This window comes from Bradyrhizobium sp. 40 (genome assembly GCF_023100925.1).
Taxonomy (GTDB): Bacteria; Pseudomonadota; Alphaproteobacteria; order Rhizobiales; family Xanthobacteraceae; genus Bradyrhizobium.
The window spans coordinates 4,283,058-4,298,502 of record NZ_CP064688.1 but is presented as its reverse complement, the minus strand read 5'-3'; the positions used below and the strand labels follow the sequence as shown (position 1 = coordinate 4,298,502).

Below are 15,445 nucleotides of genomic sequence, written 5' to 3'. Positions count from 1 at the left end.
CTGCTAAGGTTTCAGGCGAAAAAGCAATTCCAGATCGGCCCAACCGGCCGCGGAAAGACAGTTTGTATGAATGACCACACGCGGCTCCGCGACGGCCTTGCGCCGCACGGTGAGCTGGGGTCGATGGCGGCGGCGTTCGCCCCTGAACCGGCCGTCGGCGCGCAAGCGCCGGGAACCGGCGTCTACGCGGCGCTCGACCTCGGCACCAACAATTGCAGGCTCCTGATCGCCTGTCCGACCCACGACGGCTTTCGCGTGGTCGATTCCTTCTCGCGCATCATCCGGCTGGGCGAGGGCGTCTCCGCAACCGGGTGCATCAGCGAGGCCGCGATCGAGCGCGCCATCGTGGCGCTCGGCATCTGCCGCGACAAGATCAACCTGCGCAAGGCGCGGCGGTTGCGGCTGATCGCCACCGAAGCCTGCCGCGCCGCCTCGAATGCCGAAGGCTTTCGCAGCCGCGTCGCTGCCGAGACCGGGATCGAGCTCGAGGTGATCGACCGCCAGACCGAGGCGGCGCTCGCCGTGCTCGGCTGCTCGCCGCTGGTCGATCCCAGGGGCCGCGGCGCGATCCTGTTCGACATCGGCGGCGGCTCGACCGAGCTGGTGCGGATCGAGCGCGACGCCGCAAATCCGGAGCCGCGCATCAAAGCCTGGATGTCGATTCCATTCGGTGTGGTCACCCTTGCCGAGCAGTTCGGGGGCCGCGACGTGACGCCGGAGATCTACGCCGCGATGAAGCGCGAGGTGGCCCATCACATCGCGCCGTTCGCCGAACAGCATGGCGGCGATCTCGCCGACATGCATCTGCTCGGCACCTCAGGCACTGTGACGACGCTCGCCGGCATCCATCTCAATCTCGCGCGCTACGACCGCCGCCGCATCGACAGCGTCTGGATGAACGACACCGACGTCACCGCGACCATCAACAAGCTGCTCGGCATGAGCTACGAGGAGCGCGCGGCGAACAGCTGCATCAGCGTCGAGCGCGCCGATCTCGTGCTGGCCGGCTGCGCCATCCTCGACGCGATCCGCCGCGCCTTTCCGCTGCCACGTCTGCGCGTCGCCGACCGGGGCCTGCGCGAAGGCATGCTGGTCGAAATGATGCGCGAAGACGGCGCGCTCAGGAGTTGGTGAGATGGCCAAGGACACCACCGGCCGCTTGCACGTCCAGGTCAAGACCCATGGCAAGCGCAAGTTGTCGTCGAAGCTCTGGCTGGAGCGGCAGCTCAATGATCCCTATGTGGTGAAGGCGAAGGCGCTGGGTTATCGCTCGCGCGCCGCTTTCAAGCTGCTCGAGATCGACGACAAATACCGGCTGCTCAAGCACGGCATGGCGGTGGTCGATCTCGGTGCGGCGCCGGGCGGCTGGAGCCAGATCGCCGCCAAGCGCGTCGGCTCGGTCGAGGGCAAGGGTAAGGTCATCGCGATCGACCTGCTGGAAATCCCCGAGATTGCCGGGGTGGAGTTCGCGCAGCTCGACTTCATGGACAATGACGCGCCGGACAAGCTCAAGGCGATGCTCGATGGCGGCGCCGACATCGTGATGTCCGACATGGCTGCCAACACTACCGGTCACCGCAAGACCGACCAGCTTCGCATCGTCGGCCTGATCGAGACCGCCGCCGCGTTCGCCTGCGACGTGCTGAAACCGGGTGGGACCTTCCTGGCGAAGGCGTTCCAGAGCGGCGCCGACGCCGAGCTGCTCGCCCAGCTCAAGCGCGATTTCGCCATGGTGCGTCATGTGAAGCCCGCCGCGAGCCGTGCGGATTCCTCGGAGCGCTACGTTCTCGCGACGGGATTTCGGGGCGGGGCGACGCAGTAGCCGCGAATTCCGTCATTGCGAGGAGCTCTTGCGACGAAGCAATCCAGACTGTCTCCGCGGAGGGATTCTGGATTGCTTCGCTGCGCTCGCAATGACGAGAAGAGAGGCTACCCCAGCCGCTGATCCCGCACGTCCTGCGTATCCTCGGTCGCCGCCTTGACGGCCGCCTTGGCCGCGCCCTTGCCGGCACCCTTACGGCTCGCGATCTCCACGGCCTTGCGGCCGGAGACTTCGTGGCCGGCATCGGCGGGCATCTGCCAGAAGAACCAGCTCGACGCCGCCGAGGTCAGCGCGATGACGACGAAGGCGGGCGCGAACACGGTGGCATTGAGCTCGCTGACATGGCTGAGCCACATCGTCGTCTCCACCGACGCGGCGCCGACGGCGACGCCGGCCGAGACCGCGAGCTGCTGGTTGACACTGACGAGCGTGGTGGCGCGGCTCATCTGCGCGTGCTCGACCTCGGCATAGGCAACCGTGTTGATCGCGGTGAACTCGAGCGAACGGAAGAAGCCGCCAACCACGAGGATGATCATGATGATCAGCAGCGGCGTCGTCACCGTGAAGAGGGCACAGGCGGCGAGGAAAACTGCGCTGATGATCGCGTTCACCGTCATCAGGTTGCGGAAGCCGAAGGCGCGGATGATGCGTGCGGCCAGCGCTTTCATGCCCATGGCGCCGAGCGAGGAGCCAAACGTGACGAGGCCGGACTTGAACGGCGAGAGGCCGAAGCCGATCTGCATCAGCAGCGGCAACAGAAACGGCAGCGCGCCGATACCGAGCCGGAACATGAAGCCGCCGAAAATGGCCGCGCGCAGTGTCGGCAGCCTCAGCAGCGTGAAGTCCAGCACCGGCGATCCGGTTCGTCGCGCGTGAATGACATACAGCGTCATCGAGATCGATCCTCCGGCGACCAGGGCGGCAATCGTGCTCCACGGCAGCAGATTGAGTCCGGCAACCGACAGCCCGAACGCAATGCCGGCGAGCCCGAGGCCCGCGAGCACCATGCCGTAGAGGTCGAACGGCTCTCGTTCCTCGCTTTTGATAGGATCGATGAAGCGCAAGGCCATGAAGATGCCGAGCAGCCCGATCGGGATGTTGATCAGGAAGATCCAGTGCCACGACGCATAGGTGGTGATGAAGCCGCCGAGCGGCGGCCCGATCACAGGTCCGATCAGGGCAGGGACCGTCACCCACGCCATGGCGTTGACCAGCGCGCTCTTGTCGACCGACCGCAGCAGCACGAGGCGCCCGACCGGCGTCATCATTGCCCCGCCCATGCCTTGCAGGATGCGGGCGAACACGAAGTCGGTGACCGATGTCGAGAGCGCGCAGCCGACCGAGCCGACCATGAACACGCCGACGGCAATCGCAAACACCATGCGCGCGCCGAACCGGTCGGCGGTCCAGCCGCTCGCCGGGATGAACACCGCAAGCGACAGCAGATAGGAGGTGATCGCGAGCTTGAGCGTCAATGGGCTCGTGCCGATGTCGGCCGCGATCGCGGGCAGCGACGTGGCGATCACCGTCGAGTCCATGTTCTCCATGAAGAGAGCAGTGGCCACGATCAGCGGAATGATGCGTTGCTTGTCGACCATGACGGATTGGTAATGGAAATTGGAAAAGGGCGAGAATTGCGGCTTATCACCGCCACTGGGCCGCGACCATTGCGGATCGACGCATGGCACCTAAATCCTGCGTGACCCCAGGGTGGGGTGCGTCCTGCGTCGGTGATGATCTGCCGGCACAGGAGGGGCGTGGACGCCGTCCGCCGGCACGAGCTGCCGCCGGTTATCCCGGCTGAATTTGCCTAAAAAGCCTGTGCATGGCTGGCCGGCGGTCCGAATTGCTTTGATTCGTCGCCCGCCCGTGCTATCGACCCGCGTCAACCCCACCGATGGGCTCCGATTCTCCGGCGTTGCCGCAAGGTACGCCGAGGGCGGCGCTCATCCATAGCTATTTGCGGCAGGGCCGCGGAAGGAGTTGGCACATGGCCACGGTGCAACAAGGCATTCGCGAAGCCCTGACGTTCGACGACGTGCTGCTGAAGCCGGGCCTGTCGGACGTCATGCCGGGCGAGGTCGACATCCGCTCCCGCGTCACCCGCGCCATTCCGCTCAACATTCCGATCATGGCTTCCGCCATGGACACGGTCACCGAAGCCCGCATGGCGATCGCCATGGCGCAGGCCGGCGGCATCGGCGTCATCCACCGCAATTTCGATCCCGAAGGGCAGGCCGCCCAGGTGCGGCAGGTCAAGCGCTACGAGTCGGGCATGGTGGTGAATCCGCTCACCATCAGCCCCGATGCCACGCTGGACGACGCGCTCAAGCTGATGAGCGATCACGGCATCTCCGGCATTCCCGTCGTCACCGGTGCGGGCAAGTCCACGCCGGGCAAGCTGGTCGGCATCCTCACCAACCGCGACGTCCGCTTCGCCACCGATCGCCAGCAAAAAATCTCCGAACTGATGACGCATGAAGGTCTCGTCACGGTGCGCGAGAATGTCAGCCAGGACGAGGCGCGGCGGATGCTGCACCAGCACCGCATCGAGAAGCTGCTCGTGGTCGACGAGCAATATCGCTGCGTCGGCCTGGTCACCGTAAAGGACATGGAGAAGGCGGTCGCCCATCCGCTGGCCTGCAAGGACGCGCAGGGCCGCCTCCGGGTCGCTGCCGCCACCACGGTCGGTGACAGCGGCTTCGAGCGCACCGAGCGGCTGATCGACGCCGGCGTCGATCTCATCGTGGTCGACACCGCGCACGGCCATTCCCGTCACGTGCTCCATGCGGTCAACCGCATCAAGCGTCTCTCCAACTCGGTGCAGGTCGTTGCCGGCAACGTCGCTACCTCAGAGGGTGCGCAGGCGCTGATCGATGCAGGCGCGGACTGCATCAAGGTCGGTATCGGCCCGGGCTCGATCTGCACCACGCGCATCGTTGCAGGCGTCGGCGTTCCCCAGCTCACCGCGATCATGGATGCGGTCGAGGCGGCGAAGAAGTCCGACATCCCCGTCATCGCCGACGGCGGTATCAAGTTCTCCGGTGACCTCGCCAAAGCGCTGGCTGCCGGTGCCGACATCGCGATGGTCGGCTCGCTGCTCGCCGGCACCGACGAGACGCCCGGCGAAGTGTTCTTGTGGCAGGGCCGCTCCTACAAGGCCTATCGCGGCATGGGTTCGGTGGGCGCGATGGCGCGCGGCTCGGCTGACCGCTACTTCCAGCAGGACATCAAGGACACGCTCAAGCTCGTGCCCGAAGGCATCGAGGGCCAGGTGCCTTACAAGGGTCCGGTCGGCAACGTCATGCACCAACTCGCCGGCGGCCTGCGCGCCGCGATGGGGTATGTTGGTGCAAAGGACATGAAGGACCTGCACGACAAGGCCCAGTTCGTCCGCATCACCGGCGCGGGCCTGCGCGAAAGCCACGTCCACGACGTCACCATCACGCGCGAGGCGCCGAACTATCCGGGCGGGGGTTAGTCTCCGGCTGCGCGTTGGAATTCGCGCGCTTGCCCAAATGACGGTGTCATGCCCCGCGAAGGCGGGGCATCCAGTACGTCGCGGCCTTTCGGCTCAATCATAACCGTCTCGGAGTACTGGATCGTCCGCCTTCGCGGACGATGACGGCGAGTGTGTCGCGTGCGCGTGCCAAAAGCTCGTCATTGCGAGGAGCCCGCGACAAAATTGCGAATCAATTTTGCGCTGGTGCGACGAAGCAATCCAGCCCTTTTGTGTTGACGAGACTGGATTGCTTCGCTTCGCTCGCAATGACAGAAAATTGGAGGAAGCCATCATGTCCCAAGGCAAACGCATCGTTCTCGCCGCGCGTCCTGTCGGCGAGCCAAAGCCGTCCGATTTCCGCATCGAGGAATTCGCGGTTCCTGCGCCTGCCGCAGGCGAAGTCCTGCTGCGCACGATCTGGCTCTCGCTCGATCCCTACATGCGCGGGCGCATGAGCGACGGTCCGTCCTACGCGACGCCGGTGCCCGTCGGTGGTGTGATGGAAGCCGGTACGGTCTGTGAGGTCGCAGCCTCCAACAATCCGAACTTCGCCAAGGGCGACATCGTGCTCTCGCGCGCGGGCTGGCAGACGCACGCGATCTCCGACGGCAAGGGGCTGAACAAGATCGACCCGAAGCTCGCGCCGATCTCGACGGCCGTCGGCGTGCTCGGCATGCCCGGCATGACGGCCTATACGGGCCTGCTCGATATCGGCAAGCCGCAAGCAGGCGAGACCGTCGTCGTCGCCGGTGCCTCCGGTGCGGTCGGTTCGGCCGTGGGACAGATCGCGAAGATCAAGGGCGCACGCGCGGTTGGAATCGCCGGCGGCAAGGACAAATGCGATTACGTCGTGAAGGAGCTCGGTTTCGATGCCTGCATCGATCACCGCGATCCCGATCTGGCGGCGAAGCTGAAGGACGCCTGCCCGAAGGGCATCGACGTCTATTTCGAGAATGTCGGCGGCGCCGTGTTCGAGGCGGTGTTCCCGCTGCTCAATGCGTTTGCGCGCGTGCCGGTCTGCGGCCTCATCGCCCATTACAACGACACTGAAGCGAAGCCGCCGAAATGGGCCGCCAGCATGATGCGCGCGACGCTGACCAAGCGCTTGACCTTCCGCGGCTTCATCGTCTCCGACTTCGCCTCCCGCCATGGCGACTTCCTGCGCGACATGTCCGGCTGGGTCCGCGAGGGTAAGGTCAAGTACAAGGAGTTCGTCACCGAGGGCCTGGAGAGCGCGCCCGAAGCCTTCATGGGGCTTCTCAAGGGGGCCAATTTCGGCAAGCAGCTGGTGCGGGTTGGGCCGGACACGGCTTGACCGGCCGCTCTCGGCCCGCTCAGGGGCCGGGTATGGTTAACAAAGAGTGACCGATCGGCCACACCCGCCCGTAAAAGCCGCAGGTGTGACCGTTGGTTCATTGACGGGCCCGCGAAGGCATTGAATCATTGCGCATATTTCAGGTGCGATGATGTTAGAGCTTGTTGTTTTCTGCGTAATTCTTGTGGCCGCCGGTTATTGGGCGACGATGTTTGTCATGGGCCGTCGCGACGACGTCATCCATGGCAAGTTCGTTCACACCGAGGACGCCGGCGCGTTGGCGCAATCCGCGATACCCACGCCTATGCCGCCGTTCCCCAAGCGTCCGGTCAAAGCCACGCGGCCTGCCAATGCTGCGCCTGCCAACACCGGGGCTAAGCCAGTGAACAGCGACGCGCTGCAGTCCTTGCTTGCCGCGATCCAGCAGGATCTCAAAAGCGTCGCTTGAGCAGCGACGGGCAGCGCTAATCCTCGCCGCCCATCTTGCGGCGATCGAACAAAGTTAAAGCACGCGATAGCGGATCATGTAGGCGTCCTGCGGCGCGACCGGGCTCGCCAGTGGCGAGGCGATGCGGTCGGCGAGGTGCCAAGGGCCGAACTGAGGGCCGAATTGGGCGCCCGACTGCTCGGAGCGATGCGGCTCGGCCGGCAGGCGGAGGCGGAATTCGAAGGTGCCCTTGCCGGACAGGTTCACGACCAGCACGCGGTCCGCGGTGCGGTGGTTGAGCGCCACCGCGCCACGCAGGACGGAGCGGCCATCACCGAGCTCCCGCACGCCCTCGACCAGTGCCAGCGTCTGGTTTCGGTCGGTATGCAGCTCGATCTGGGTGTCGGACGCCGCCGCCAAGGTCTCCCTGGGCATGCGGATCTCGAACTCGACCGCGGGTTTTGACGGATTGAGGCCGAGATAGGCCAGCGCGGCATGGCGCATGTCGTAGGCGGCAAAGGCGAACAGAGCGAGGGCGGCGAGCGCAGCGAGGCCGTGCCTGAGGACATCGCGCCAGGTCCGATAGCTCATTCGGAAGTAGACCGTCATCGCCAGCGCCACCGCAAGCGCCGTCGAGATGCCTGCCAGCGCCGACATCAGGATGCCGAACTGGCCATCGGCGGACTCGGTCAAAGCGCCGGTCAGGCTGCCGATCTGGCTGAAGAGGGTGTTCATGGCGGTCTCTCGCCTTGCGCGCCCCAAGGGGCGAAATCGCTTTAACTGTCGACAGTTGGTCGCCTCATCGGGAACGCCGGTTCAACTCGTTGATTGTCAGGGCCAGCGGTGACGGCTAATGGAAGCTAGCTGTGGCTTCCGCCGGATGGGACAACCCCGGGAATTCCGATGTCCGTTCAAATGGTTTTGCTGCCGGTCTTCGTGCAGGTCGGTCTCACCTTCGCGCTCCTGATCGCCATGGCGATGGGACGCCGGCGCGCGCTCGTCTCCGGCGAGACCAAGAGTCGTGACATTGCGCTGGGCGAGCCCAACTGGCCGAAGGGGGCCACACAATTCGCCAATTGCTACCGCAACCAGTTCGAACTGCCGGTGCTGTTCTATGTCCTGATCGCGCTGGCGCTCCCGTTGCGCCATGCCGATCTCTTCATCGTGCTGATGTCCTGGGTGTTCGTGGTGACGCGCTTCGTCCATGCCGGAATCTTCGTCTCCTCCAACAATCTCGGACGCCGCTCCACGATCTGGCTCGCCGGCGTGCTCGTGCTGCTCGCGATGTGGATCTACTTCGCACTGAAGATGCTCTTGTTGATCTGACGGTTAGCCGTCGGATTTGATCTGAAAGATTCAAATGACTCCCGCTGCCCGGCTGTCCGCAGCCATCGAACTGATCGACACCATCGAGAAAGACCGCGTGCCCGCGGCCAAGGCGCTGAAGGAGTGGGGCACCGCGCACCGCTTCGCCGGCTCCGGCGACCGCGCCGCCATTGCCGGTCTCGTCTGGGACGTGCTGCGCCGCTATGCCTCGAGCGCCTACCTGATGGATTCGGATACCGCGCGTGCGCGGCTGATCGGCATGCTTCGCCTCGAGCGCAACATGGATACGGCCACCATGGCCGCGCTGTTCGACGGCAGCCGCTTTGCCCCCGCGCCGTTGACCGAGGCCGAGCAGGCCGCGCTCGCCTCGCGGTCCCTTGAAGGTGCCCCGGCCGCGATCGCCGGCGACTATCCGGAATGGCTGGATCCGTATTTGGCAAAGGCGTTCGGCGACGAGCGCGTCGCGGAGGCGGCCGCGATGGCGAGCCGGGCGCCGCTCGACCTGCGCGTCAACACGCTAAAATCCAATCGCGACAAGGCGCTGGGGGCGCTTGCTCATCTTCATGCGAAACCGACGCAGTGGTCCGCAACCGGCCTGCGCATCGAGCTCTCGGCCGATGCGCGCAACCCCGGCATCCAGGCCGAAGAGGATTTCATCAAGGGCGCCATTGAAGTGCAGGATGAGGGGTCGCAGCTTGCGTCTGCCTTGACCGCGGCAAAACCCGGCGAGCAGGTGATCGATCTCTGTGCGGGGGCCGGCGGGAAGACGCTGGCGCTCGCCGCGATGATGCAGGGCAAGGGCCGGCTGATCGCGACCGACAGCGACAAGCGGCAGCTTGCGCCTATCCACGAACGCCTGTCGCGCGCCGGCGTCCACAATGCCGATGTGCGCACTCCCAAGGGCGAGGTCGATCCGCTGGCCGAGATCAGCGCCACCGCCGACCTCGTCGTGATCGACGCGCCCTGCACCGGAACCGGAACCTGGCGCCGCAACCCCGATGCCAAATGGCGCATGCGCCCGGGCGCGCTGGAGATTCGCCTGCGGGACCAGACCGAGGTGCTCGAGCGCGCGGTGCCGCTGCTCAAGGCCGGTGGCCGCATCGCCTACATCACCTGCTCGGTGCTTTCCGAGGAGAACGGCGAGCAGGTGAGGGCGTTCACCGCCCGCCATCCCGAGTTCGCGGTGGTGCCGCCCGAGCAGACCGCGAGCGTGCTCTGGGACAAGGCGGAGGAGTTTGCGCAAGCCGCGCTGCAATCGCCGGAAGGCTGGCTGATGACGCCGCGGCGGACGGGCACGGACGGGTTCTTCGTCTCGGTGCTGAAGAAGGCATAACCCACCCCCGTCACCGCCGGTGCGGCGGGCCCCAAAACAAAAACCCCGCGAACCGGAACCCGGTCGCGGGGTTTTCTAGCTCTACGTTCTGCCGGTACGTCCGTGGTCAGAACGGTGCGCTGGCGTTAGCCGACGCGGAGATTGTCAGCCGAGGACTTGCCGCTGCGACGATCGGCGACGATGTCGAACGAGACCTTCTGACCTTCGTTGAGGGTCGAGAGGCCAGCGCGCTCGACGGCGCTGATGTGCACGAACACGTCCTTGTCGCCGTCATCCGGCTGAATGAAACCAAAACCCTTTTGATTGTTGAACCACTTCACGGTGCCCATAGCCATGGGAATTTCCTTTGCTTAAGAAGTTAACACGCGGACCGGTACGCACTATTGCGCCCATAATCCTGATCAGTCGATGTTGGAGAAATCATCTGAAGCGTGCGCGCCCGTCAGCAACGAAGCGAAGCGGCCCAGTCGTTCGGCCAAGTATCGATGATCACAATATAGCGAGATTTTGGGGCCACTTCAAGGCACCACCCGCCGCTCGGGATGTCCCCGAATTTTGCTATTTTGCGGTGCAAATTAACCCTCCCGGGGCGCTCAATCGACGATAAACAGCGTCGCCCCCGTCGCGGTCGAGGACCGGTGCGCTGCGTCGCCGAAATCCGAGACCTGGTAGCTCATCCCCGCCGTGAGCTTGAACTTGCGGCCGTCGCGCAGCTCGCTGTCGAGCTCGCCCTGCAGCACGTACAGCACGTGGCCGCGGTCGCACCAATGGTCGGCGAGATAGCCCGGCGTATATTCGACCATCCGCACCCGGAGATCGCCGATGTCGAGCGTGCGCCACTGCGCCTGCCCGGTCTCGCCGGGATGGATGGTCGGCTCGACCTTGCTCCAGTCGGTGACGGTGAAGGGGGAGGTGGGGAGCTTCATCTGGAATCCTGTGTCAGAGCCGGCGCCGGTGTTGTTAGCGTATGTGCTCGCCACAGTCTCCGTCATTGCGAGGAGCCCTTGCGACGAAGCAATCCAGACTATCTCCGCGGATAGATTCTGGATTGCTTCGCTCCGCTCGCAATGACGGGGACAGGCTAGTGCACCGGATGATTCGCCGATCCCTGCACGATCTTTCCGGCCGCATTCACCCGCAGATATTCGCAGATCCGCTTTCCCCGCTCGTTCTCGTAGAACACCACCACGCTATCAGGGCTGACGAACAATTCGATCAGCGAGAAATGCAGGTTCGGCAACAGCGCGAGCGCCTTGCCCCAATAGGCGCGCAACGCATCCTTGCCGCGCACGGTGCCGCTTTCATCGAACCCCATCGCTGGGATGCGGTCCGACGTCATCACGACGTCCTCGTCATAGAGCGTGAGCACGCGTTCGAGGTCGCGCGCGTTCCAGGCCTCGACCCAGGTGCGGCCGAGTGCGGCGAGATTCGACGGCTGATGATGGTATGGCATGAAGTTCTCCCTGTTCGGCCCTTGGTGAGTGATGGGCCATATTAGGTCAATAATGCTTACCTATATTGATTTGTCCATGCCCAAAGAAGAATGTGGGCCCGCGGCGCGCGCGGTTGCGGGAAAAGTCCCCGTCGCGTATTTGCTTGCCATGACAGCAGCACAGACCGACCGCTCCGCGTCGACGCCCTCCGTGGCCTCGGCGCATGACAAGATTCTCATCGTCGACTTCGGTAGCCAGGTGACGCAGCTCATTGCGCGTCGCGTGCGCGAGGACGGCGTCTATTGCGAGATCGTCCCGTTCAACAAGGCCGAACAAGCCTTCAACGAGATGAAGCCGAAGGCGGTGATTCTCTCCGGCGGGCCTGAGTCGGTGCATGAAGCGGGCTCGCCCCGCGCGCCGCAAGCGATCTTCGATTCCGGCGTGCCGGTGATGGGCATCTGCTACGGCCAGATGGCCATGGCGGAGCAGCTCGGCGGCACCGTCGAGGGCGGCCATCACCGCGAATTCGGCCGCGCCGATGTCGAGGTGAAGGCGCCGAGCAAGCTGTTCGAGGACGTCTGGTCGCCAGGCGGCAAGAACCAGGTCTGGATGAGCCATGGCGACCGCATTACAAAAATGCCGCCGGGCTTCTCGGTGGCCGGCACGTCGCCGAACGCGCCGTTCGCGATCATCCAGGACGAGACGCGCAAATATTACGGCCTGATGTTCCACCCCGAAGTGGTGCACACGCCCGACGGCGCCAAACTGATCCGCAACTTCGTTCGCAAGATCGCAGGCCTGTCCGGCGACTGGACCATGCGCGCCTTCCGCGAGGAGGAGATCGCCAAAATTCGCGCCCAGGTCGGCAAGGGCAGGGTGCTCTGCGGCCTCTCCGGCGGAGTCGATTCCGCGGTCGCGGCCGTGCTGATCCACGAAGCGATCGGCGAGCAGCTCACCTGCGTGTTCGTCGATCACGGCATGCTGCGTCTCGATGAAGCCAAGACCGTGGTCGACCTGTTCCGGCACCACTACAACATCCCGCTCGTGCACGTGGATGCCTCGAAGCAATTTCTCGGTGAGCTCGAAGGCGTCACTGATCCCGAGACCAAGCGCAAGACCATCGGTCGCCTCTTCATCGAGGTGTTCGAGGCGGAGGCCAAGAAGATCGGCGGCGCCGACTTCCTCGCCCAAGGCACGCTCTATCCCGACGTGATCGAGAGTGTCTCCTTCACCGGCGGCCCCTCGGTGACGATCAAGTCGCACCACAATGTCGGCGGTCTTCCTGAGCGCATGAACATGAAGCTGGTCGAGCCCCTGCGCGAGCTGTTCAAGGACGAGGTCCGCAAGCTAGGCCGCGAGCTCGGCCTCCCCGAAATCTTCGTCGGCCGCCACCCGTTCCCGGGCCCCGGCCTCGCCATCCGCTGCCCCGGCGACATTACGAAGGAGAAGCTCGACATCCTGCGCAAGGCCGACGCCGTCTACATCGACCAGATCCGCAAGCACGGCCTCTACGACGACATCTGGCAGGCTTTTGCGGTGCTGCTTCCTGTGAAGACCGTCGGCGTCATGGGCGACGGCCGCACCTATGACTTCGTCGTGGGCTTGCGCGCCGTGACCTCCACCGACGGCATGACCGCGGACTTCTATCAGTTCGACATGAAGTTCCTCGGCGAGACCGCCACGCGTATCATCAACGAGGTGAAGGGCGTGAATAGGGTGGTGTACGACGTGACGAGCAAGCCGCCTGGGACGATCGAGTGGGAGTAGGGGGGCGGAGCGCCGGTCGGCAGGTGCGACCGCCAAAGGAGCTCGTGACAGGAGTTCACGCCGCTTATGATCGAGGGCTTAAGGGGCTAGAGGAGCGTCGGGCACTTCCAACTCTCATCTATCACTACTGCGACGCGAATGCGCTTCTCGGCATTCTTCAGAACCGGCAAGTTTGGGCTACTGATACAAACTACCTCAACGATGCGGACGAGCTCGCTTCGTTGTTCAAGAACGTGGTTGGTCACCTTGCCGCGAAACGCACCAAAGGATCCGAATTTCTTATTGAACAATTCCAGAAGATTTCCGCGACGGCGGCAACCTTTCGTCGCGGGCTGATTGGTCTGGGCGTGTACGTAGCTTGCTTCTCGGAAGACGGAGATGTGCTCAGTCAGTGGCGAGCATATGCGGCGGACGGCATGGGCTTTGCGATAGGTTTCGATCCCAGCAGGTTTCGAGTTCTGAAGGAAGATCGTGAGGCAAGCCCTAAGCGCATGATCTATGGCGGGTCGGTAGAGGAAAGAATCGTCACGAAGTATTTTTCGGATTTTGCTTCAGCTCTCGCTCCTTTCGCAAATCGGCTTCAAACATTTGGTTGGCCAGAAATGAGTTTCGATAGTTGGCTGCAGCTGAGAATTAGCGAATTCCTCCATGAGGTCGCGTTCGAATGTAAGCACCCAGCTTTCCACGAAGAGCAAGAGTGGCGGATCATAGCGCTGCAGGGCGAAGTTCGGTATAGGGCTTCGGCCAATCGTCTTGTCCCGTATCGCGTGCTCGACATGACGAGTGCGCAAAATGAAAAGCTTATGCCGATCGAAGAGATTGTGATCGGACCGTGCGCGCCCGCAATGGAGAGTGAGCGTGTTCTTACTTACCTTGCTGATTCACTCGGTTATGGGCATGCGGGCATCAGATTTCGGCGTTCAAATGCGCCATATCGCAAATAGCATGCGACTTGCCGTTAGCGCCTAGCATAGGCATGGCATCGCCGCTCTCTACCCATGTTGATGGCAAAGTTCTGCGAGAATTCGGAGACCCGAGATGACTGATGCGTCTGGTGATGAACACGTGAAGCTGACGCTTGGTCAGGCTATTGACCAAGTCATTACTGCGCTTGGAGCTTTTAAGGCGGCTGACCAGCAAACGATCCTAAGAGCGGTCTATGCACATCTGAACATCTCGGGACCGGGCGAAGTTGCTGGCAAGCGGCAGGAGCCACCCCAGGAAGAGCGCGCAGCGCCCCCGCCGCCTCGTGCAGCCGAGAACGAATACTCGGGGATGGACATCAAGACCTTTAAAGAGCTGAAAAATCCTTCGTCGGCACGCCAGATGGCGTGCGTGGTTGCGTACTACCTCGCCGAGATCGCCACGGGCGACGAGCGCAAGGAGGTCATCACGATCGAAGACATCGAGAAGTACTTTAAGCAGGGCAGGTTCGCATTGCCGACCAAGCTAGAGCAATTATTAATTGACTGCCGAGGCGCGGGCTACTTCGAGAGCGCGGCTCGAGGCGCGTACAAACTCACACGTGTCGGTCACAACCTCGTTGCACATCAACTTCCAGGTAAAGGCAAGAGTTGATGGCCGGCACTATCGAGGCGTTGCTCAAGAAGACGGACGAACTCAGGCGATCGCTGAAGAGCGGTCCGGGAGCGCAAATTCAGGCCGGCTTGGACTGTGAGAAGATACGGACATTGTGCGCTGCCTACTTCGACACGCGGTCGACGTTTGCCGATTCCGAGGACGCGCTTGCCGCCGATGGGATATTTAAGGAGTTGCACTCGGCAGCGCGAGGCAAGCCGAGCCGAACGAAGGTGGTGGATCGCCTGACATTGGCGAAGCAACTGCTCGTAAAACTGGAGGGTGCAGCTCTTACCTCGGCTGCTGCAAGATCGGCCGGCAGGCGTACGGCAACCGATCAGCTTATTATTGAGACGTTACGGGACGTCTGCCCCGCTGCTGCGGCGGCGTACTCTCAAGCTTTAGTGGACTTAGGTGCGGACAAGCGAGAGTCGTGGAGAGGTCCGGCAACGGACCTGCGCGAAGCTCTACGCGAAACACTCGATGTGCTAGCGCCTGACGAGGCGATCACGAAGGAGTCGGGGTTCAAGTTGGAAAAGGATGCGCACCGTCCGACGATGAAGCAGAAGGTACGGTACATCCTTAAGAAGCGCGACACTCCGCACGGGGCTATGGCGGCGCCGGAGAGCGCCGTGCAAGGGATCGAGGACATTCTGGGCGGCATCACGCGATCGGTCTACAACCGCACAAGCATCTCGACGCATACGGCGACCGATAAGAAGGAGGTTGTTCGGGTGCACGCGTGGGTGCGGTTGGTAATGTGCGACTTGTTGGAGGTTCCGCCAGAGTAGGCGGAGCAGCAAAAGCACCATCAATATTTTTTCGTGGTGCTGCTGGCCATAGCTTTACTGATGCGAGGGCACGTTTTTAGGGGCTCCGTTGCAGTCGGTTCTGTACCATCATGTGCCATGATGGAATCTGGCGGCGAACCCAACGGAGAAT

Annotated in this window: 16 protein-coding genes; 11 read left to right on the top strand and 5 right to left on the bottom strand. The window is 63.4% G+C overall.

Annotated elements, in window-relative coordinates:
• Positions 1-66 precede the first annotated feature (66 nt).
• Positions 67-1,134 carry a Ppx/GppA phosphatase family protein gene (locus IVB40_RS21030; protein ID WP_247816170.1) on the top strand — a complete coding sequence of 356 codons (1,068 nt, stop codon included), beginning with the start codon at positions 67-69 and terminating at the stop codon, positions 1,132-1,134.
• 1 nt (position 1,135) lies between these two features.
• A complete protein-coding gene (locus IVB40_RS21025; RefSeq protein ID WP_247816169.1) occupies positions 1,136-1,822 on the top strand; it encodes an RlmE family RNA methyltransferase in 687 nt (228 codons plus the stop codon).
• A gap of 107 nt (positions 1,823-1,929) precedes the next feature.
• Here IVB40_RS21025 and IVB40_RS21020 read toward each other — a convergent pair whose 3' ends face one another.
• On the bottom strand, positions 1,930-3,420 hold the full coding sequence (locus IVB40_RS21020; RefSeq protein ID WP_247816168.1) for an MFS transporter: 1,491 nt from the start codon (positions 3,418-3,420) through the stop codon (positions 1,930-1,932).
• 392 nt (positions 3,421-3,812) lie between these two features.
• Here IVB40_RS21020 and guaB point away from each other — a divergent pair, with 392 nt between their 5' ends.
• The 3 genes from guaB (at position 3,813) to IVB40_RS21005 (ending at position 7,087) form a co-directional block, all read left to right on the top strand.
• Positions 3,813-5,303: an IMP dehydrogenase gene (gene guaB / locus IVB40_RS21015; RefSeq protein WP_247816167.1), complete on the top strand. Its 1,491-nt coding sequence runs from the start codon at positions 3,813-3,815 to the stop codon at positions 5,301-5,303.
• 313 nt (positions 5,304-5,616) lie between these two features.
• The gene (locus tag IVB40_RS21010) at positions 5,617-6,639 is read left to right on the top strand and encodes an NADP-dependent oxidoreductase (RefSeq protein WP_247360517.1); all 1,023 of its coding nucleotides are present in this window, start codon (positions 5,617-5,619) and stop codon (positions 6,637-6,639) included.
• A gap of 151 nt (positions 6,640-6,790) precedes the next feature.
• On the top strand, positions 6,791-7,087 hold the full coding sequence (locus tag IVB40_RS21005; protein ID WP_247360691.1) for a hypothetical protein: 297 nt from the start codon (positions 6,791-6,793) through the stop codon (positions 7,085-7,087).
• A 54-nt stretch (positions 7,088-7,141) separates the two neighbouring features.
• On the opposite strand, the gene IVB40_RS21000 is transcribed toward IVB40_RS21005, so the two are convergent.
• Entirely contained in the window at positions 7,142-7,801 is a 660-nt protein-coding gene (locus tag IVB40_RS21000; protein ID WP_247816166.1) for an acriflavin resistance protein, read from the bottom strand.
• A 168-nt stretch (positions 7,802-7,969) separates the two neighbouring features.
• On the opposite strand from IVB40_RS21000, the gene IVB40_RS20995 reads away from it, so the two are divergent.
• The gene (locus tag IVB40_RS20995; RefSeq protein ID WP_027569585.1) at positions 7,970-8,392 is read left to right on the top strand and encodes an MAPEG family protein; all 423 of its coding nucleotides are present in this window, start codon (positions 7,970-7,972) and stop codon (positions 8,390-8,392) included.
• Between the two features lie 34 nt (positions 8,393-8,426).
• Positions 8,427-9,725: an RsmB/NOP family class I SAM-dependent RNA methyltransferase gene (locus IVB40_RS20990; RefSeq protein WP_247816165.1), complete on the top strand. Its 1,299-nt coding sequence runs from the start codon at positions 8,427-8,429 to the stop codon at positions 9,723-9,725.
• 125 nt (positions 9,726-9,850) lie between these two features.
• Here the strand turns inward: IVB40_RS20990 and IVB40_RS20985 are convergent, their stop codons facing one another.
• The 3 genes from IVB40_RS20985 to IVB40_RS20975 all read right to left on the bottom strand — a co-directional run bounded on the left by IVB40_RS20985 (position 9,851) and on the right by IVB40_RS20975 (position 11,178).
• A complete protein-coding gene (locus IVB40_RS20985) occupies positions 9,851-10,060 on the bottom strand; it encodes a cold-shock protein (RefSeq protein WP_007592195.1) in 210 nt (69 codons plus the stop codon).
• A gap of 258 nt (positions 10,061-10,318) precedes the next feature.
• Complete coding sequence (locus IVB40_RS20980; protein ID WP_027569587.1) at positions 10,319-10,651, bottom strand: DHCW motif cupin fold protein; 333 nt, start codon at positions 10,649-10,651, stop codon at positions 10,319-10,321.
• 155 nt (positions 10,652-10,806) lie between these two features.
• On the bottom strand, positions 10,807-11,178 hold the full coding sequence (locus tag IVB40_RS20975) for a nuclear transport factor 2 family protein (RefSeq protein ID WP_247360520.1): 372 nt from the start codon (positions 11,176-11,178) through the stop codon (positions 10,807-10,809).
• Between the two features lie 76 nt (positions 11,179-11,254).
• On the opposite strand from IVB40_RS20975, the gene guaA reads away from it, so the two are divergent.
• From guaA to IVB40_RS20955, 4 genes are all read left to right on the top strand, one after another.
• On the top strand, positions 11,255-12,925 hold the full coding sequence (gene guaA / locus IVB40_RS20970; RefSeq protein ID WP_275992663.1) for a glutamine-hydrolyzing GMP synthase: 1,671 nt from the start codon (positions 11,255-11,257) through the stop codon (positions 12,923-12,925).
• A gap of 44 nt (positions 12,926-12,969) precedes the next feature.
• Positions 12,970-13,869, top strand: coding sequence for a DUF2971 domain-containing protein (locus IVB40_RS20965; protein WP_247816164.1), 900 nt, complete (start codon positions 12,970-12,972; stop codon positions 13,867-13,869).
• A 94-nt stretch (positions 13,870-13,963) separates the two neighbouring features.
• Positions 13,964-14,503 carry a hypothetical protein gene (locus tag IVB40_RS20960; RefSeq protein WP_247816163.1) on the top strand — a complete coding sequence of 180 codons (540 nt, stop codon included), beginning with the start codon at positions 13,964-13,966 and terminating at the stop codon, positions 14,501-14,503.
• Entirely contained in the window at positions 14,503-15,294 is a 792-nt protein-coding gene (locus IVB40_RS20955) for a hypothetical protein (protein WP_247816162.1), read from the top strand. The genes IVB40_RS20960 and IVB40_RS20955 overlap by 1 nt, the downstream gene beginning before the upstream one ends.
• Positions 15,295-15,445: the final 151 nt, after the last annotated feature.